Genomic DNA, 18,223 nt, shown 5'->3' on the forward strand with positions numbered 1-18,223 from the left:
TTATAGAATATAATATCGGTAATGATGATTCTGCGCTGAAATCGCCACGGTGTTTACGCTTGGTGTTGTCAACGGGTAGAATCGCCACGGCTATGTCTCGGTATCATCTAGTCCGACGCATGACTGGCGGCCTGCGGTCGGTACTCGGCGGGAAGGCTGACGACGACAAGCAAACCGTCGCGCTGTTCGTCGATGGCCCGAACGTGCTTCGCGACCAGTTCGACGTGGATTTGGACGACGTTCGAGCGGCGGGACGAGAACTCGGTCAACTCGTTGTCGCCAGACTCTATCTCGACGAACACGCCACGCCGGGCCTGATTCAAGCGGCAGAGGCGCGTGGATTCGAAGTCGTGATAACGAGCGGGGACGTGGACGTGAAACTCGCTATCGACGCCACCGAACTCGCGCTCGACGAACGAGTTGACGCGCTCGCTATCGCGTCGCGGGATACGGATTTCAAACCCGTCTTGGAGAAAGCGGCACGAAACGGCGTTCGAACGGTCGCTATCGCACCCGGCGAGTACGGACGATCCGACGCACTCCAGAACGCCGCACATGATGCGTTCGTCATCGAAGAAGAGTAGGCGTTTTTTCCTCGCGGTGCGACGGGTCACACATGAACGACCTCGGCACGCCCGTCCTCGACAATCACATGCATCTAGACCCCGACCACGGGCGGGGCATCGAAGCCGTCAAAGATTTCGCTCGGAGCGGCGGCACGCATCTCCTCGTCGTCAACAAACCGTCGTGGTTGCTCGGCGTCGAAGCGAAGTCGGGCGATGACTTTCGTTCGGTGTTCGATACGACGGTCGATGTCGTCGCGCACTCGAACGAAATTCTCCCGGGACGAGCGTGGCCCGTCCTCGGCGTCCATCCCGGTCTCATCTCGAAGTTGGTGGACGACCGCGGGTACGCGCCCGCGGACGCACGCGATCTAATGCAAGCAGGACTCGAAGTCGCGAGCGAATACGTCGCGAACGATTCCGCTATCGCCTTGAAATCGGGGCGACCACATTACGACGTATCTGACGAGGTGTGGGACGCCTCGAATGCCGTGCTCCGGCGCGCACTAGAGTTGGGAGCGGAGACGGGATGTGCCGTCCAACTACATACGGAGGGAACCGACGACCTCACCGACATCGCTGAGTGGGCCGAAGCCGCCGGACTCGCGCCCGAGCGTGTCGTGAAACATTATGCGGGCGGAAAATTGGCCGGAGTAACACCGAGTGTGATGAGCGAAAAAGAACGATTGACGGTCGCTGTCGAACGTGAGGAGCCGTTTTTAATGGAAACCGACTTCGTGGATGACCCCGACCGGCCCGGTGCGGTGATGGGGCCGAAGACGGTTCCGCGGCGAGTCAGTTGGATGCAAGAGCAGGGGTACGACGGTGAAATTCGAACAGCCCACGTTTCGACGCCAGAGCGGTTGTACGGCATCAATACGGTCGAAACGCTGTCCCGATAGACGCGGGCCGAAGGAAAGGCCTATTTATCGTGCTACGCAGGAGAGAGATATGAGCGCTCCTCCAGAGGAGTTCTACTCCGAAGAACGCTGGCAGAACTGGTTGGACAGAATCAAGGACGAGGACATCGACCCGGAGAACGAGGATTCGGCGCGTCTGCTCCTCAATCTTCAGGACGACGTGGCCATCGCCGTCGCCAAAATCGTCACCGCCTACAATGACGATGACATCGACGAAGAGACAGCGCTTGGCGAACTCACGGACATCCGTGAGACCGTCCTCGCTGAAGTCGAGTTCGAAGACGAGGAAAAAGCGATGCTTATCGATGGCGTCCAGACGAGTCTCCTCTGTGTCTTTTACGCCTCGGAGGAGTACGTGGCGCACGGCCCCGCGGAGGACGCGGAAGTCGAGGAGTACATCTTGGAAGCGCAGAAGGCCGAGGCCGCGGAGGATTTGGATTCGGCACTGGGTCTCGTCTCCGCCGGTGGAACGCGCATCATCGCAGGTGACGAACTCGACATGTCTGTCACCGAAGACATGGATTACGGATTAGTAACGGAGTGGGTAAACGGTCTCGACAGCCTCCAGAGCGCCATGAGCGACCCCGAAGTGGTCGAAGAAGAAGACAAGTAATCGAGTAACAGGTTTTTTATCCTTTTCCTGTATCTGTCCCATTCATGACGTTCTGGGCGGACGAGCGGGGGTGACCGTGCAGGTAGGGACGATTTTGCTGTTTGCCACGCTCATCGTCGCCATGTCGCTGTATCAAGCGACCGCGATTCCGACCCAGAACGCGGAGGTGGAGTTTCGCCACAACGAACGGATACATGGCCAGATGCAGGACGTGCGCAACGCCGTGATTCGGACGGGCGCAACCGGTGCAGGCCAGCGAACTTCGGTGACACTCGGGACGCAGTATCCGAGTCGCATGTTTTTCATCAACCCGCCGCCGACGTCGGGAACGCTGCAAACGGCGGATTTGGGCGCGCTCGGTGTCGAAAACCGTCACTGCACGCGCGCCCGAAACGGCTGACTACTGGGATAGCGGTCGGACGAACCTCTTCGTTTTCCACGCGCGCGCTGGTGTACGCGCCGAACTACAATCAGTATGGAAACGCACCCGATACCGTGATGGAGAACACGGTCGTCTACAACCGTGCGGACGAGGGGAACGCGACCCTGACCGGGCAACAAGTTCGTCCAAGGGCGGAGCATCACGCTCGTCACGCTCAACGGGTTGCTGTCGAAATCCCAGTCCACGACGGCAAGCATCGACCCGCATGCAGTCAGTCCTTCGACCACCGTGACGCGGACGATTCCGGTGCGGGCGAACAGGAGTGGAAACGTGACGATTCGCGTGCCGACGACCCTCAGTGAGGAAAAATGAAAACAACTCCTTTCCGATCAGCTGGCACCGAAGGGGTACGTCGCCGGCGTCAATGTCGAACGTGGCGTTCTTTCTCTGAGACTGCTCGAAACCGACGCGAGCGGTACGAGGGTCACCTATGACCTCCGAATGTCGAAGGTTGGTGTGGGGTCGAATACGTGGGAGACAAACGCGACGTACATCACGAACGTCAGCGGCGGCGGTGGCATTTCTGTCGGTGAGACGACCACGCTCGTCGCGGAAGTTCGCGACGAATACAACAATCCGGTCAGCGGTGTTGTCGTGAACACGAGCGGTAACGTACCGCCGACGAGCGCGCGAACCGACGAGCAAGGTCGAATTCGATTCACCCACAGCGCGGACTCCCCCGGAACCGAAACGGTCACGCTCTCGATCGACGACAACAGCGCAGAACACGAGCGGGTGACCTTCGATATCGAAGCGAGCGCCGGCGACGGCGGTGGAACTGGTGGTGGAACCTACGATGTGGAGTGGATAGCGGGCGAAAATCTGGATTGTGATAGGGCTCTCGAGGTTTGTATTCTGAATAAAACGGCGTACTCTTCCGCCACTCTCGGTGCGGAAGTGACCTACGGCGGCGACCCCGTCACGGATACGGACGTGGACTTTGGCCTGAACAGAACTGGCATCGTCGCACATACTCCCAAAGGTGCGACGACGGATTCGAGCGGACATGTCGAGACGACGATTAGCGCCGGGTCAACAGGGAGCGTCACGGTGTACGCCGCGAGTGGTGGAGATGCAGATCCGGTCGTAATTCATGTTCGACAATCAGGTGAACCAAATCAACCACCTACCGCGGACTTTACGTATTCGCCACTGAACCCGGGCGTCGGTGAAACTATCGATTTCGATGGGACGGACTCAGCTGACGACGGCAATGTCGTGCGCTACGTGTGGAACTTCGGCGACGGGACGACGACAACCGGGCCGAGGCCGTCTCACACGTACGATTCATCAGGTACATACGATGTGACGCTGACAGTCACCGACGACGATGGTGCGACAGATACGGTCAGCAAACAACTATCGGTTAGCGGATTAGAATATGCCAACGAGGCTCGAGCACTGAAAGGGTCTAAAAACGGAAAAGAGTCGATTGTAGCGTTCAACGTTACCAATACTGCTTCCGAGAGCATCACGATCCAGTCGGTCGCGGTTACAGCACCGAATCCCGCCACCCAACTAAGAGGTGACGACGTATTCGGTAACTTCTACGATGCCCCAGAGGTGTCCGTTTCGGGAACTAGAAACGGATATGCACGGAGGACACCCGGAGGATACGATTTGGACAGTGAAATCGAACTTCGAAATAATGGTAGAAATCGGTACGCTACCATACAAAGCGGCACGGAAGCCCGCGTGTATTTGATAGAATTCCAGAAACAAAACGACAAACCAGTCGATATAAGCGTAGAAACGATAACAGTCACCGTTTCGGTTCACATACGCAAACGGAACAACGGAAACGAAGACGTTCTCCGTCCCCTCCGGTAAACGGATTTCGACGACCGTCGATAGTTCTATCGACAAATCCTTATACCACGTTGGACAAAGTGGTGGCAAGAATGACAGCCGTCGGTATCGATGCCATCGAAATCTGGACCGGGAAGTTGAAACTCGACCTGCCGGAGACGGTCGCACCTGTGAAGGACAAGGATCCGGATTATTTCACGAAGGGACTGGGACTGTATGCCAGTTCGTTCCCCGACGCACACGAAGACATCGTGACGATGGGCGCGAACGCGGCCTACCGTCTCATGGAGCGAAAGGATCTGACGCCGGACGATATCGGTCGAATCGACGTGGCGACGGAAAGTGCGTTCGACAATTCGAAGCCGGTTTCGACGTACATCGCGGGCTGTCTCGAACAAGTGTACGACGGCGACTTCCACCACGCCAACAAAGGTGAGCGGAAGTTCGCCTGTATCGCGGGAACACAGAGCCTGGATGACGCCTACAACTGGATCAAGGCGGGGCGAAATCGCGGACGATCCGCACTCGTCGTCGCCACCGACACCGCGCTCTATGCGCGTGGCGACCCCGGCGAGGCGACGCAAGGAGCAGGTGCAGTTGCCATGCTCATCAGTGAAGACCCGGCTCTGATGGAGCTTTCGACGGAGCAGGGGTACGGCAGCGCCGACGAAACCGACTTCCTGAAGCCCAACCAGCAGTTCCCGAGCGTCGACGGCAAACGCTCCATGCAGGTCTACCTCGCTCGGATGCGCGAGGCACTGGAGGACTTCGAGAGCGTCGCAGGTGACACCCACCCCGAGGACTTCGAGTACATCCCGTTCCACACGCCGTTCCCCGGTATGGTGCGCAAAGCGGGGCTGCTCGGCTATCGACACATGATTCGGGACACCGAGGTCGAAGAGGAGTTGGCGGAGGAAATCGGTCGCCAACCCCGCGAAGAAGAGTACGACGACCGCGAAGCCTACGAAGAGGCCATTCGCGCGTACATGGACGAACTCAAATCGACCGACCAGTATCAAGCGTGGTACAGCGACACCATCGAACCGACCCTCGGCATCTCCCGCGAAGTCGGCAACTGGTACACCGGCTCGGTTCACATCGCCCGCGCCTCGGCACTCCGGTACGCCGCAGAAAACGACGTCGACGTGACCGGAAAGCAACTTCTCGTCGCCTCCTACGGTAGCGGTGCGCAAGCCGAAATCCACTCCGAAACCATCCAGAACGGGTGGGAAGAGGAAATCGACAAACTCACCATCGACGAGCAGATTCGCAACCGCTACAACCTCTCTTTCGAGGAGTACGAGCAGGTTCACGACCGCCACAATCACGACAAGCGCGTCGAACTCGGCGACTTCACGGAACCCGAAGACGAGTTCATCTTCACGGGTCGCGGCGAGATGGACGAGCGCGTCTACGAATACGTCGAATAACGCTTCGAGTACGGCGATGAAGTGACGTTCCGGTTTTTCGAGTTATGATTTCTTCGTGTGGCTGAGCTACCGAGACGGTCGGTTTGGGAGTGTTGACTACTGATACAGGCAGTAGGCCACGCCCTCACTCGTCATTCGCTCCTTGCAGTCGCTCATTCCTCGTTTGCCCGATGCGACAGAAGGAACGAGTGGCGACGCCACGAGTGACTGACCAAGCGAGGGCGTGAATTGGAGTTAGCATCAGCGATCAACATGTTGTAACCAACAATATCACAAAATTAATAGAAGTTCACAACAGGATAACGCCAGACTACCCACCGAAGTTTCCGTGGACAAACGATTTATCCGAGTCGCCACCCACTGTGTAACCAAGGAACACACCCTGAACGACGAATTTCTCGAACAGCAACCCACCAACACAATGACCGAAACCGAGTCAGAGTCACAGTCGGCGAACGACCTCCCCGAAACTACGGCCTCCGAAAGTGACGAACAAGTTAACCCGACGGACGCCTTCTCCGTCCTCGGTAACGAGGTTCGGATGGCGGTGCTTCGCGCGCTCGTGGACGCCGAAGCGGACGGAAAGGATACCCTTGCGTTCTCCGAACTTTTCGAGGCGACCACCGCCGACAACACGGCGGGCTTTTCGTATCATCTTCGCCAACTGACCGACTATTTTATTCGGAAAACGGAGCGTGGCTACGCGCTGACCTACGCTGGGCGCGAAATCGCCCGCGCGATTCGTGCCGGAACCTACACCGACAGCGTGGATTTCGACCCCATCGACCTGTCCGACCCCTGCCCCTTCTGTCGGGAGGAATCCCTCGTCGCCCACGGCGAAGACAACTACGTCGTCATCGAATGTGCGGCCTGCGACAGGCCGACACTCACCCTCCCGTTTCCGCCGGGTGGCCACCGGGCACATGACCGTGACGGCCTGCTGACGGCGTTCGACCGCCACCACCGCCACCGCCTATCGCTCATGGCCGACGGCGTCTGTCCGGAGTGTAGCGGCCCGGCGGCGGCCCATGTCGGGTATTTCGACACGGATTCCGGTTCCGACGAGGACGATACCTCGGATGGCGCGGACCGTCCGAACGTCCGGTTCGACTGCGACCGTTGTGGCTGTCGGCTTCGCTCGCCGGTGACCTTGGCGGTGCTCGAACATCCCGAGGTCATTTCGTTCTATCATCGCCACGGAATCGACATCCGGGAGCGACCCGTCTGGAACGTTGGCGAGGAGTGGCGCGAAGCGGTCGTCTCCGAGAAACCGTGGTGTGTGCGGGTTTCGACGGAACTCGACGGCGATGTGCTGGCCCTCTTCGTCGCCGAAAATCTCGACGTGGTGACGGTACAAGAGACGACGGTTTCGGGCGCGGCATCGTAGTGAAAAATAGGGAACCGACTTCGATTCCGACCGTCTACTATGCCCCGTCGGCCAGCAGGTCAAGCGATTCTAACGTTTCTCGACGAGCGTCCACATCGAGTCCGCGGTACGTCGGGTCGATAACTCCGACATCGACTTCTTCGGGAGAGAGCGGTTCACCCCGTACGTCGGCGAGTGCTGACAGTGCAAGTTCGATGCCTGCATCGACCGAAGGCTCGGAGTCGTAGTTCGTTTCGAGATACTCCCGAACCGTGTCGTCGTCCGCACCGATTGCGGTTGCCTGCCATTCGTAGGGTGTTCCCGACGGGTCTGTTTCGAACAACCGCGGACGGAGGTCGCCGTTCGTATCGGAATCAACGCCGCCGACCAACAGAGCCGCGCCGAACGGCCGCGCGCCGCCCTGCTGGGTGTACTCCTGAACGTGGTCGGTCACGGCTTTCGTGAACGGTTCGACGGCCATCGGTTCGTCGTAGCGCAGGCGGTCGGTTTGGGCGCGTCGTCTGCCGAAATCCACGAGTTGGCGGGCATCCGCGACGTGACCTGCACTCGCAACGCCGAGATGAGTGTCGATCTTGTGAATCTTTTCGATACCCGCCGCTTCGAGCAGGGGTGGCCGAACGCGTTTGCTCGCTGCCAAGACGACCCCGTCGTGACCGCGAATGCCGACGCTGACGCTTCCTCGGCGAACCGCCTCGCGGGCGTATTCGACCTGGTACAACCTGCCGTCGGGCGAGAAGATGTTCGTCCCGCGGTCGTATGCCTGTTGGCGCTGACCGTTCATGCGACCACCTCCTCGAACCCGTCGTAGCCGCGAATTTCGACGCCATCGCTCGTGACGGTCGCTACCGTGACCCCGTTTCCGCTCGCAGTGTCGCGTTCAGTGGCACTTTCGATAGCCCGGACTGCAACGCGGCGGGCGGATTCGGTCGAGAGGTCGGCTTCGTATTCGCGTTCGAGGACGCCGTAGGCGAATTGCATGCCGCTTCCGCCCGCGACGTACTCCGATTCCATGACGCCCCCGCCCGTATCCAAATCGAAGACGTGCGAACCGGTTGCATCGACGCCCCCGAGAGTTGGCTGTGCGCCGCGGTACGGCCCGCTTCGAAGGAGATTCCCGGTGAGCGTAGCGAGCGCGGACATGTCAATGACGGTGTTTCGCCGCGTCTCGTAGAGGTTGGTTTCGGCCCGGAGCGTCCGGACGAACGATTGGAGGTCACCGACACCACCTGCGAGCGTTATCGCGGCGGTCGGGTGAACTTGCTCGATTTTCCCCATTTTCTTGTTGGCGACGAAACGACCACCGAGGCTGGCGCGGCGATCTGCCGCGAGCAGGACGCTATCAGCCGTCGTCAAGGCAACCGTCGTCGTCCCGGTCGTGAGTTTCGATTCGGCCATAGAGAAACGAAGATCCCCTGTTCGGAAAAGTATTAGCTAAAATATATTTTAGCTCGTGTTAGGAATCGTTCCATTCGACCATCTCGTTTACGTCGCCGGACAGCGGTCCCTCCACGAGCGTTTGGAACGCGCCGCGCCCGGCGAGGGTTCGGAGGTGCGGACGAAATTCCGCCACTGACCGGCGCACTCGACGTGGAGATGCCAGGTGTGTGCGGACGAGTGCGCGGTCGAAAGATGTTCACGTGGCCGTCGGGTGGGTGGTGCGATTTGAATCTCATCGGTCGTTTTATCGACATTTTCGGCACACCACGGAAAGGTCGGGCAGTCAGACTCGACACCTGTGTGGGTTTTCTCGGCACTCATTAATAAAATTGAACACATACGAAATGATTTAATTGTGGCATTCAGTACGCCATCCTTTACGGGGCGAGGTCGCGCATGGCGTCTAGCATCATCTCCTTCTCGCAGTCAGTGACGGCAAGCGAGAAGCCGTCGAGTTGGGCGAGTTTCCCTGCGTGCTCCCAGAGGTCGTCGGCATCGAGTCCGTGGAGGACGACCGCGTTCGGCGTCGGGTTGACGACGCGCATGGCGACCAGCGGGGATTCCCCGCGACTGACGTTCGTGAAGACGAGCGCACGACTCGTGCTCTGGCCATAGAGGCGGTAGAATTCCTCGCTCGAAAGACGGGTAATGGCCTCGATGCTGTCGATGACCGTGTGACCGGTAATGCCGTTTTTCGCTCCTGATGCGACTTCCGTGGCATCGATTGCTTCGTAAAACTGCGAGAGCGGAACGCTCGACGGATACTCGCGCAGGTCGTTGACAATGTTGCTGTCGAAACCTGCCGAAAGGACGCGGGCGTACTGTCGGATTCGGTCGCCACCTCGCTGTTCGTCGATGTCGAGCAGGGCCATCACGGTTCGGTGAACGACGCCGATGCCGGGGTTCTCGCGCCGTCCGCTCTCGTAGTCGGAGATGACTGACGAGGAAACGTCGAGATGGTCGGCGAGCGCGGTCTGGGACACGTCGAAGTCGGTGCGCCACTTTCGGAGGGTCGCCCCGGGGTCGTCGGAAAGCGTGATTTCGCCCGCTATCTGTTCCGCGAGCGTCCGGCGCGCATCTGTCATGAATTTGGGTGTGGTTGTCGGACGGAAAAGTATATCGAAAACACCCTTCGACACCCGTCGAAACTACGGGGAAGGAGACATCGGGTTCGGCGTCAGTGATTTCGGGATTCGAGGTTGTTTTCGGACACACCGAACCGGTTAGTCCCGCTTTTTCACGTATCTAGAGCGTCCTTCGGTGCTGCCGGCCCCAATCAGACCGCCGCACCCGCCAGCAAACCCACTCCTCCCCGCCCGCAAGGAGATGCACTTCATGGCTCTCTCACGCTCGCCACTCGTGTGAAACTCGCGGACGCAACCGTTCGTCTGGGTGGGGTGCAGTGATAATGCGTTGGCGTGGCTTCAAGGACAAACCGTCCGAGAAGGTCACTGCAACGCGCCCGGAAACGTCCCAATAACGTTCCCAAGCACATCCCGACCGAAACTAATCCAGAATAAACGCGACTCATCCGAACGTACCGACCGTCATCGGAAAGTACGGCGAGCCTACACCAGTCATTGCCGGACAATTACTATCTCCGACGATGCCGTCCAACCCCTGATGCCATCGACGGTCGTACACGTCGCGGTGGCAGGCTTACTCGCTACATCACTGCTGTCTGACCATTTCGATGGTCGTGCAGCAGTGGTGGTGATGGCCGCCGCCGCACTACCAGACCTCGACACACTGGTGGGGTTGTGGGTTCCGGGGGGACACAGGGCGGTCTTACACACGCTACTCATTCCGATGGGAATCGGCGCGCTCCTCCTCGCGGACAGAGCGAACGGCAACTGGATTCGTCGGCGCTGGGGGGAGTCCGGCGTCCGAATCGCGTGGGTGAGTCTCATCTCACTGCTGGTCGCGGGAATCGGATTGGATCTGTTCACAAACGGCGTAAACGCGTTCTATCCCCTTCACGACCAGTTCTACAGCGTCTCCGGAAAGTTGCAGTTTTCGAACGAAGAAGGCTTCGTCCAGACGTTCATCGAACCGCACGCCCGTGGTTCGACGGAGAACACGCATTACCGAACCGGATTCGACCTCGCAAGAGGGCCGGACCCGAACCAAAAAGAACGGGTGTTTCCCATCGTCAGAAGTGGACGGCAACTCTTATTCGGGCTGATGAGTTTCGGGATTCTCGGGTTCCGGGTCTGGGAGTCACGCAAAAAGTAAGCCCTTGCCACACAGACAAGGGGTATGGAAATTCGCCCGTACGGACGGAGTGACACCGATGCAGACGAATTGTGGGAACTCAAGCGTGGTTTCGAACTCGGACTCGGCGCGGGAACAGGTGGTGACGACAAAGCCGAACGCTACAACCAAAAACTGACCGAGGACTACAGGGAGCAATACCTCGACTGGGTCGAACGGTGCGTGGCCGACGACGACCGCTGTGTCACCGTCGCCGACGCTGGCGACGGACTCGTGGGCTACGTGTTCGTCCTGCCTGTCCGTCTCGCGTTCATCTGGGATGCGGCAGTGTTGAACGAGATTTTCGTCCATCCCGACTATCGCGGCACCGGCGTCGCCGACGACCTGATGGATGCCGCGATTGCCCTCGCCCGTGACCAATCGCTCCCGTTGGACAGACTCGTTCTCGACGTTGACAGGGAAAACGACCGAGCACAGGCGTTTTATGACCGTTACGGCTTCGAACATTGGGGTGAGATGGTCGCTCGAAAACTGTGACCTGGAACATCGCTCGTGAATGAGAATCAATCGCACGGCATTTAGTTACACGAGATTCGATAGCACACCACCGAAATTATAGATCATTCCAAACCCCATCCCAAATCGAGATATTTATTCGACTCTGAGTTAATCTCTGTATAACGCCTGCCAGTCACCCATTACTCTCTCAGGGGGACGGCAGGAGGTGAGAAACGATGTGGCAAGAGTACGTCTTCCTAGCTGGTAGTATCGTCATCATGATTTCGCTCATCCCGACGATTCGGGACGAAGAGGCACAGGTACCGCTTCGAACCAGCCTCCCCTCTGTCGTGGTGTTGTTCGTTCAAACGTTGGCATTCCTCTCGATGGGGTTGACCGCTTCGGCGGCGGGAACCGGGATGGGCTTCGGTCTGTGGTCGCTCATCGCGAAATACAAATCGTAAGGGAACGACCCGAAAACGGCGTCAGTCGTGTGTGAACAGCAATGTTCGGTTCTCTTCTCGAACGACACAGAACCGCATCGATCCGGTTGGTTGAAAGCTGTGTTTTCGTTGTTCAGTCAACAACACCTCGGCGAACGGTTCGTCGCACGCCGGACAGACCACCGAATCCCGACTTTCGAAGAGGAAAGTGTGTCCGGCATCTCTCTTCAGCTTCAGCCGATGGCGAACTGCGTGGACATCGAATCGGTCAGTCATGACCAACCACCGTCGCGGTTCGTTTCCCATTCGTCACGCGAAATCGTGTAGCGACGCCCGTCGTCCACTTCGTCGTCCATCGGAACCCAATTGCGCAGTACTGCGTCGAACTGCCCACCGAATCGCTCGACGTATTTCTCGATGGCCCGACGCGACTGTCGATTTCCAGCGTTGTGGCCGACCGAGACGAGTTCGAAGTCGAGACAGTCGAACGCCACGGAAAGCAGTGCCGCTGCCCGCTCGCCCGAATATCCTCGACCCCAGAATCGTTTCCCGAGGATGAGACCGAGGCGAGCGCTCCGTTTTTCCCACTCCGGATACAGCACCGCAGTTCCGGCCAGTTCACCTGCGTTCGGTTCGTCCGCTTTCGGACGAACCGTGTACTGGGCGAGAGAACCGTCGTCCCATCGCGTTTCCGCCTGCTCGATTCGGTCACGAGGTTCCTTCATCGACCGATACGGCGACTGCGGAATGTGTTCGAACACCTTGTCTCCCTCGGAACCCGAGAACAAGTCGTACAGTTCGGAGACGGAAACGTTGTCATAACAGAGTCGTTCCAGCACCAGTCGGTCGGTTTCGATGCGCTCGGGAAACAGGTTCGTCATGCTTCGGCGTCCCTCTCGCCGCTCGTCGCCCTCACAGTTCGTCACCGTCTTGGCTTTCCTGCCACTGTTCGCGCGTCACGGTGTATCGGTGGGCATCGTGAACCTCATCGCCGTCGGGATGCCAGTTGCGGAGCAGTCCGTCGTACTGGCCATCGTGCGCCTCGATATACTTCTGGATGGCTCGCTTCGATTGCTCGTTCCCATCGCAATGGTCGACTGCGACGAGTTCGAGGTCGAGCGTCTCGAAGGCGAGTTCCATCAGCGCGGCGGCACGTTCGCCGGAGTAGCCCCGCCCACAGAAGGGTTTTCGGAGCCACATACCGAGCGTGCCAGTTCGTCGTTCCCACTTCATGTTTAGACCGGTCAGGCCGACGATTTCGTCGGATTCGGTGGAGGACTCAGACGAGACATCAATTTCGCCTTCCTTCAGGCGAATCACGAACTCCGCACCCTCGCCTTCGGCGCGGTTTTTCTCCATCGTGTCGATGAAATCCTTTGTCTCCTTCGGTGTCGCGTGTGGATCCCACGTAACGTGTTCCGTAATCTCGTCGATATTCGGCGCGTCGTGGGAAATATGCGAGTAGAGATCGAACACATCGACGTTCTCGTGGGTCAGTGCATCCAGTACGAGGCGTTCCGTTTCGATGCGTTCGGGGAACATAGCACGGACGACTGGTGGCAAGGATAAAAAATTTTTGACAGTTGGTGAGTGTCACGCACACCGATAGCCACGACCAGCGTGTCGAGAATTGCGAGACCGGCGAGGAACCAGAACGCCGCCTCGACGCCGAATCGTCCCGCAATCACACCGCCAGCAATCGAGAACTCTGCTCACACTACCCACGCAGGACGTAATGGGTTACGAGCCCTAGCCGGATCGAATGACTCGCCAATCTCAACCGCAGCCGCCACGAGGAGAGACCGTGGAACTGGAATTTTCGCTCCGGGACGAGTCGTGTTTTTTCGTCTCGGCCTCCAAGCAAGCGGGGTGCGAACTCGTCGGCGAGAAGGCGATTCGTCGGTCGGACGGAAACATCCTCGAATTTTTCGACGTTCGGGCGGCCCGGCCGGAAATTCTGCTCGATACCGTCGATTCCGTATCGACGGCACGTGATGCCAGAATCGTTCGTGAGCGTCCGGACTCGACGCTGATGTCGTTCGTCGTCACCGGGCCGTGCGTGACGACGACGCTGGCCGACACCGATGCCGTGTTGAAGCGCGCACGGGCGGAAAACGGTCACGCCGTCGTTATCGCGGACGTGCCGCCGTATGGAACAGTTCGGCAAGTCGTGGAGACGTTCGAAGAGAGACACGCTGCCGCCGGCCTCGTCGCCAAACGCTCCCTCGGTCGAAGCATCCCGGCGATTGCAGACCGAGAACAAACCGCCTACCTGCTATCGAATCTGACTGAAAAACAGATCCGTGCGGTCGAAACCGCGGTGCGATTCGGCTATCTTTCGTGGCCGCGCGAAAGCACCGCGGCGGGCTGTGCGAGCGCACTCGGCGTCTCGCAACCGACGTTCAGTCAGCATCTGTGGACAGGATTGGAAAAACTACTTGGAACGATGTTCGGCGGAGAGACTGCCGTGTGAAACGACACCCCCCACCAAACCATTCGACATAGGCGATACCGTCAGGGTTGTCGGGTCGATACCATGATTGCACGTGCGAAACATGAACGCGAGAAATCAGAGTCACACCGCAATGACCCGAACGCAACAGCACGAACCCATCAGTCACCAAATCGTTGTCGCAGTCGCCGACCATGCGGGAGTGGAAACGAGCAATCTTCCGCGACTGTACGACAGTATCGACCCGGACGCGCTGAACGCGATGGTCGAACACGGAGGAGCAAATCTCAGGATTTCGTTTTCGTTTGCGGGATACGAGGTGGTCGTCGACGACGATTCAATCGATATAAAATAGGGCCACGAACCGCTCGCTTCTCAGTCCTCGACTCGTGCTTCCTTTCGACTCGTCAGTTCGTCAGGGATGAGATGGACGAATCGAAACGAAACTTCTCTCGCAGGTCGGTCGAACATATCGACGATGGGAATATCGACCCGGCCCATTCCGTCGATGATTTCCGAGTCTACGTCCGCCGCTTCCACGTCGTCTAGCTCTCCCGTGGCGATAACGCTCCGCCATCTCTCGTCCGTGTGGTCGTACGTGACGAACGAGATGGGTCGACCGACGAGTTCCGATTTCTCGCCCTTCGGGGCGGACGCGAATCGGAAGTAAAAGTGAGCCATCGTTGTGTCGTACCCGTACGACACCGGTCGAGATAACGGGGGCTCGTCGATACCTGCCGGAAACGAAATTACCCCTGTCCCACCAGTCATCAGAAATTCGTCCCGCTCCTCGTCTGTCATCTGCACTGTTTGGAAATCCCCCATAGCAGTGGCAGTACAACTCGTCGGGGGAAAAAGGTGTGGTGGGAGGGACAAACAGCTTTCCTGCTTCCGAGAGACAGATTCAGCCATGGCCGACAACCCATTCCACGTCGTGGACGTGTTCGCACAGGAGAAGTACGCCGGCAACCAGCTCGCCGTCGTCCACGATGCCGACTCCCTGACCGACGAGGAGATGCAGGATATCACTCGGGAAACCAAATTTTCCGAAGCGACGTTCATCGAATCGTCCACCCCCCGAGATGGTGGCTATGACGTGCGAATTTTCGACCCTGCCGAGGAGATCCCGTTCGCGGGACACCCGACCCTCGGCACCGCGTTCGTGATTCGGGAGTTCGTCCGCGACGACCGACCGGATGAACTGATACTGAATCTCGATGTGGGACGGATTCCGGTTCACATCGAACGGGACGACGAGGGAACCGAACGATTCTGGATGCGACAAATCCCGCCTACGTTCGAAAAGACTATCGACCACTCTCTCGCGACTCGTGTTCTCAGCCTCGACGAGGGCGCTATCGACGAAACCCATCCCGTCCAGCTCGTTTCGACCGGCCTCCCGACACTCGTCGTTCCACTCCGGTCGCTGGACGCAGTTCGGCGGGCACGGACGAATCACGAACCATACTACGAGGAACTCATCGAACCCTACGGAAACCTGAACATTCTGCTTTTCGCGCCGGAAACCGAGGCGGAAAACGATCTGCACGCGCGGGTGTTCGCCGACTGTGCCGGCGTCCCCGAAGACCCGGCAACCGGATCTTCGAACGGCTGTCTAGCCGCATATCTCGTCGCTAACGACTACTTCGACGCCGACCAAATCGACGTGCGAGTCGAGCAAGGATACGAGATGGGACGTCCTTCGCTGCTTCATCTTCGGGCGTCGGAGAGTACGGATGGAATCGAGATGCAGGTCGGTGGGCGAGTGATTCCGGTTGCGGAGGGGCGACTGCTATAGTCATCGGTCGTTCGGCTCAGCCTTCGCAACCACTAAACGCACTACCTGCATAGGTCGACGTAATGGTAGACTGGACGGAGAAGTATCGCCCGAGCACGCTCTCGGAAGTGCGCGGGAACAACAAGGCCCGGGACAAACTGCACGAGTGGGCCAAGACGTGGGACGAACACGGGGACGCCGTCATCGTCCACGGCAGTCCCGGTGTCGGGAAGACTTCGGCGGCCCACGCGCTGGCAAACGATATGGGATGGCAGACCATCGAACTGAACGCCAGCGACCAACGAACCGGCGATGTCATCAAACGCGTTGCGGGCGAGGCGGCGAAAAGCGGCACCCTGACGGGCGGCACGGCAGGTAGACGAATCGTCATCATGGACGAGGCGGACAACCTGACGCACAACGCCGACCGCGGCGGGTCGCGAGCGATTACGGATGTGGTAAAATCGGCGAACCAACCGCTCATCCTCATCGCCAACGAGTTCTATGACATGTCGAACTCCCTGCGAAACGCCTGTGAAACGATCGAATTCCGCGACGTGTCGGCTCGGAGCATCACCCCCGTCCTCCGCGATATCTGTCGGCAAGAGAATATCGAGTACGATTCCGAGGCGTTGGAAGCCATCGCGGAGAACGACAGTGGCGACCTGCGCTCCGCGGTGAACGACCTGCAAGCGGTTGCAGCGTCGAACGGCCATCTCACGGTTGACGACGTGGTGACCGGCGAGAGAGACACGACGAGCGGCATCTTCGACTTTCTGGACGACCTCATCAAAAAGGAGGACGCGGAAGGCGCGCTGAAGGCCTCCTACGACGTGGACGAGACGCCCGACAACTTGTTAAACTGGATAGAGGACAACGTCCCGAAGGATTACGAAGGCGAGGAACTCGCGGACGCTTACGAGTTCATGGCAAACGCCGACCGCTGGTTGGGTCGCGTACGGGCCACCCAGAACTACCGATACTGGCGCTACGCGACCGACAACGCGACCGCCGGTGTCGCCGCGTCACGCCGCGGAAAGAAGGGTGGCTGGACACGCTACGGCCCGCCGAGCTACTGGCGCAAACTCGGCAGTTCGAAAGGTGCGCGCAACACCCGGGACTACATCGCGCGGAAAATCGCGGAAGAGAGCGGTATCAGCATGAGCACGGCTCGGCGGGAGGTCATCCCCTACCTCGCTGAGATGACCCATCACTGCAAAAACCGGGAGTTGACCGTGGCGATGGCGGCGCGGTACGACATGGAGGAAAAGCACGTCTCGTTCGTCACCGGAAGCGGAAAGGACACCAAGAAAGTCCAGCAAATCGTCGAGGATGCGGACGAACTGAAGGAGAAGGCCGCAGTCGAACACTCCGGCGGTGCGTTCGAAGGTGGTTTTGTCTCGGAATCCGACGAAACGGAAGACGATGGGTCGGAGGCGGGAAGCGAGTCGGAATCCGATAAATTGGAAGACGAGGAACCCGAAGACCCCGACGAGAAGGAATCCGAGAGTGAAAACGAAGACGACGGCCAGTCCGGTCTCGGCGACTTCATGTGAAATCGGGCGGGAATCCCGTTGCGTTCAGTTCTCCCGCTCGTCTTCGAGCAGTCCGAACCGAATTACGTCACACCACTCTCCATCCACGTACGCCGATTTTCGAGAGACGCCTTCCTCCACAAAGCCGAGTTTTTCCAACACCCGTTTCGAGGCCTCGTTCGTGTCGAACGCGGAGGCAGTCACTCGATGGAGTCCGAGTTCGGCAAAAGCGAACTCGACCATACACTCGGCGGCGGCAGCAGCGTAGCCGTTGCCCCGTTCGTCCGGCGTAATCCAGTAGCCGAGTTCGCCGTCCCGCGTGACGTGTATCCACGGATGTTCGCGGACGAGGCGGACGAACCCGACGGGACTTCCCTCGGCGCGGACGAGCAGGCCGATGGAGTCGTCGTTTTGCCCCATGGTTCCGCCGAATCGTCGCCGTGCCCAATCGTTGTCGGCGGGAAGGTGGGCGTGTCGCGTCGCTCGCACACGGTGGTCATTCTGGTTCGCTCGGAGGAACTGGATGTCGTCTTCTGTCGCGGGCCGAAGCGTTACGTGGTCTGTTTCGAGAAATGGCGTGTTCGTCATTATGAAACGATATCACTTATCGGATTATCAAAATAAACGGATGCGACAAGAATTGCGGATCGAGAGAATCACGGAGATGAAACGATTGAAGGGGGACTTATCGACGTGGGGTTTG

24 protein-coding genes are annotated in these 18,223 nt (G+C 58.8%); 16 read left to right on the forward strand and 8 right to left on the reverse strand.

What is annotated here, in order from left to right; translation table 11 throughout:
* The first annotated feature begins 119 nt into the window (after positions 1 to 119).
* The 8 genes from ACN2TU_RS08950 (at position 120) to ACN2TU_RS08985 (ending at position 7,164) form a co-directional block, all read left to right on the forward strand.
* A complete protein-coding gene (locus tag ACN2TU_RS08950; RefSeq protein WP_435154765.1) occupies positions 120 to 584 on the forward strand; it encodes an NYN domain-containing protein in 465 nt (154 codons plus the stop codon).
* Between the two features lie 32 nt (positions 585 to 616).
* Complete coding sequence (locus ACN2TU_RS08955; protein ID WP_435154766.1) at positions 617 to 1,465, forward strand: TatD family hydrolase; 849 nt, start codon at positions 617 to 619, stop codon at positions 1,463 to 1,465.
* Between the two features lie 49 nt (positions 1,466 to 1,514).
* The gene (locus tag ACN2TU_RS08960; RefSeq protein ID WP_435154767.1) at positions 1,515 to 2,096 is read left to right on the forward strand and encodes a DUF2150 family protein; all 582 of its coding nucleotides are present in this window, start codon (positions 1,515 to 1,517) and stop codon (positions 2,094 to 2,096) included.
* A gap of 70 nt (positions 2,097 to 2,166) precedes the next feature.
* Positions 2,167 to 2,496 (forward strand): hypothetical protein, encoded by a 330-nt coding sequence (locus ACN2TU_RS08965; protein WP_435154768.1) that lies wholly within the window; start codon positions 2,167 to 2,169, stop codon positions 2,494 to 2,496.
* A gap of 50 nt (positions 2,497 to 2,546) precedes the next feature.
* On the forward strand, positions 2,547 to 2,840 hold the full coding sequence (locus ACN2TU_RS08970; RefSeq protein WP_435154769.1) for a hypothetical protein: 294 nt from the start codon (positions 2,547 to 2,549) through the stop codon (positions 2,838 to 2,840).
* Between the two features lie 154 nt (positions 2,841 to 2,994).
* Positions 2,995 to 4,368: a PKD domain-containing protein gene (locus tag ACN2TU_RS08975; protein ID WP_435154771.1), complete on the forward strand. Its 1,374-nt coding sequence runs from the start codon at positions 2,995 to 2,997 to the stop codon at positions 4,366 to 4,368.
* 71 nt (positions 4,369 to 4,439) lie between these two features.
* Positions 4,440 to 5,777 (forward strand): hydroxymethylglutaryl-CoA synthase, encoded by a 1,338-nt coding sequence (hmgB, locus tag ACN2TU_RS08980; RefSeq protein WP_435154772.1) that lies wholly within the window; start codon positions 4,440 to 4,442, stop codon positions 5,775 to 5,777.
* A gap of 421 nt (positions 5,778 to 6,198) precedes the next feature.
* Complete coding sequence (locus tag ACN2TU_RS08985) at positions 6,199 to 7,164, forward strand: winged helix-turn-helix domain-containing protein (protein WP_435154774.1); 966 nt, start codon at positions 6,199 to 6,201, stop codon at positions 7,162 to 7,164.
* Between the two features lie 37 nt (positions 7,165 to 7,201).
* Here ACN2TU_RS08985 and psmA read toward each other — a convergent pair whose 3' ends face one another.
* The 3 genes from psmA to ACN2TU_RS09000 all read right to left on the reverse strand — a co-directional run bounded on the left by psmA (position 7,202) and on the right by ACN2TU_RS09000 (position 9,686).
* A complete protein-coding gene (psmA, locus tag ACN2TU_RS08990) occupies positions 7,202 to 7,945 on the reverse strand; it encodes an archaeal proteasome endopeptidase complex subunit alpha (protein WP_435154776.1) in 744 nt (247 codons plus the stop codon).
* Positions 7,942 to 8,559: an Ntn hydrolase family protein gene (locus tag ACN2TU_RS08995; RefSeq protein ID WP_435154777.1), complete on the reverse strand. Its 618-nt coding sequence runs from the start codon at positions 8,557 to 8,559 to the stop codon at positions 7,942 to 7,944. The genes psmA and ACN2TU_RS08995 overlap by 4 nt, the downstream gene beginning before the upstream one ends.
* A 419-nt stretch (positions 8,560 to 8,978) precedes the next feature.
* A complete protein-coding gene (locus tag ACN2TU_RS09000; RefSeq protein ID WP_435154778.1) occupies positions 8,979 to 9,686 on the reverse strand; it encodes a helix-turn-helix domain-containing protein in 708 nt (235 codons plus the stop codon).
* A 538-nt stretch (positions 9,687 to 10,224) separates the two neighbouring features.
* On the opposite strand from ACN2TU_RS09000, the gene ACN2TU_RS09005 reads away from it, so the two are divergent.
* The 3 genes from ACN2TU_RS09005 (at position 10,225) to ACN2TU_RS09015 (ending at position 11,777) form a co-directional block, all read left to right on the forward strand.
* Positions 10,225 to 10,836: a metal-dependent hydrolase gene (locus tag ACN2TU_RS09005; protein WP_435154779.1), complete on the forward strand. Its 612-nt coding sequence runs from the start codon at positions 10,225 to 10,227 to the stop codon at positions 10,834 to 10,836.
* A 24-nt stretch (positions 10,837 to 10,860) separates the two neighbouring features.
* Positions 10,861 to 11,352 carry a GNAT family N-acetyltransferase gene (locus ACN2TU_RS09010; RefSeq protein WP_435154780.1) on the forward strand — a complete coding sequence of 164 codons (492 nt, stop codon included), beginning with the start codon at positions 10,861 to 10,863 and terminating at the stop codon, positions 11,350 to 11,352.
* Between the two features lie 197 nt (positions 11,353 to 11,549).
* Positions 11,550 to 11,777 carry a hypothetical protein gene (locus ACN2TU_RS09015; RefSeq protein ID WP_266078084.1) on the forward strand — a complete coding sequence of 76 codons (228 nt, stop codon included), beginning with the start codon at positions 11,550 to 11,552 and terminating at the stop codon, positions 11,775 to 11,777.
* A 21-nt stretch (positions 11,778 to 11,798) separates the two neighbouring features.
* On the opposite strand, the gene ACN2TU_RS09020 is transcribed toward ACN2TU_RS09015, so the two are convergent.
* From ACN2TU_RS09020 to ACN2TU_RS09030, 3 genes are read right to left on the reverse strand one after another with little or no spacing between them, the layout of a single operon-like run.
* Positions 11,799 to 12,032 carry a DUF7385 family protein gene (locus ACN2TU_RS09020; protein ID WP_435154781.1) on the reverse strand — a complete coding sequence of 78 codons (234 nt, stop codon included), beginning with the start codon at positions 12,030 to 12,032 and terminating at the stop codon, positions 11,799 to 11,801.
* On the reverse strand, positions 12,029 to 12,637 hold the full coding sequence (locus tag ACN2TU_RS09025; RefSeq protein WP_435154782.1) for a GNAT family N-acetyltransferase: 609 nt from the start codon (positions 12,635 to 12,637) through the stop codon (positions 12,029 to 12,031). The genes ACN2TU_RS09020 and ACN2TU_RS09025 overlap by 4 nt, the downstream gene beginning before the upstream one ends.
* Before the next feature lie 31 nt (positions 12,638 to 12,668).
* Complete coding sequence (locus ACN2TU_RS09030; RefSeq protein ID WP_435154784.1) at positions 12,669 to 13,298, reverse strand: GNAT family N-acetyltransferase; 630 nt, start codon at positions 13,296 to 13,298, stop codon at positions 12,669 to 12,671.
* 44 nt (positions 13,299 to 13,342) lie between these two features.
* On the opposite strand from ACN2TU_RS09030, the gene ACN2TU_RS09035 reads away from it, so the two are divergent.
* The 3 genes from ACN2TU_RS09035 to ACN2TU_RS09045 all read left to right on the forward strand — a co-directional run bounded on the left by ACN2TU_RS09035 (position 13,343) and on the right by ACN2TU_RS09045 (position 14,563).
* Positions 13,343 to 13,492 carry a hypothetical protein gene (locus ACN2TU_RS09035; RefSeq protein WP_435154786.1) on the forward strand — a complete coding sequence of 50 codons (150 nt, stop codon included), beginning with the start codon at positions 13,343 to 13,345 and terminating at the stop codon, positions 13,490 to 13,492.
* Positions 13,493 to 13,560: 68 nt separating this feature from the next.
* Positions 13,561 to 14,229: a bacterio-opsin activator domain-containing protein gene (locus ACN2TU_RS09040; RefSeq protein ID WP_435154787.1), complete on the forward strand. Its 669-nt coding sequence runs from the start codon at positions 13,561 to 13,563 to the stop codon at positions 14,227 to 14,229.
* A 112-nt stretch (positions 14,230 to 14,341) separates the two neighbouring features.
* On the forward strand, positions 14,342 to 14,563 hold the full coding sequence (locus tag ACN2TU_RS09045; RefSeq protein WP_435154788.1) for a HalOD1 output domain-containing protein: 222 nt from the start codon (positions 14,342 to 14,344) through the stop codon (positions 14,561 to 14,563).
* Positions 14,564 to 14,583: 20 nt separating this feature from the next.
* Here ACN2TU_RS09045 and ACN2TU_RS09050 read toward each other — a convergent pair whose 3' ends face one another.
* Positions 14,584 to 15,033: a pyridoxamine 5'-phosphate oxidase family protein gene (locus ACN2TU_RS09050; protein WP_435154789.1), complete on the reverse strand. Its 450-nt coding sequence runs from the start codon at positions 15,031 to 15,033 to the stop codon at positions 14,584 to 14,586.
* 85 nt (positions 15,034 to 15,118) lie between these two features.
* Here ACN2TU_RS09050 and ACN2TU_RS09055 point away from each other — a divergent pair, with 85 nt between their 5' ends.
* Entirely contained in the window at positions 15,119 to 16,006 is an 888-nt protein-coding gene (locus ACN2TU_RS09055; RefSeq protein ID WP_435154791.1) for a PhzF family phenazine biosynthesis protein, read from the forward strand.
* A gap of 62 nt (positions 16,007 to 16,068) precedes the next feature.
* Positions 16,069 to 17,541, forward strand: coding sequence for a replication factor C large subunit (locus ACN2TU_RS09060; RefSeq protein WP_435154792.1), 1,473 nt, complete (start codon positions 16,069 to 16,071; stop codon positions 17,539 to 17,541).
* 24 nt (positions 17,542 to 17,565) lie between these two features.
* Here the strand turns inward: ACN2TU_RS09060 and ACN2TU_RS09065 are convergent, their stop codons facing one another.
* A complete protein-coding gene (locus ACN2TU_RS09065) occupies positions 17,566 to 18,108 on the reverse strand; it encodes a GNAT family N-acetyltransferase (protein WP_435154794.1) in 543 nt (180 codons plus the stop codon).
* Positions 18,109 to 18,223: the final 115 nt, after the last annotated feature.

Source organism: Haladaptatus marinus (assembly GCF_051194195.1).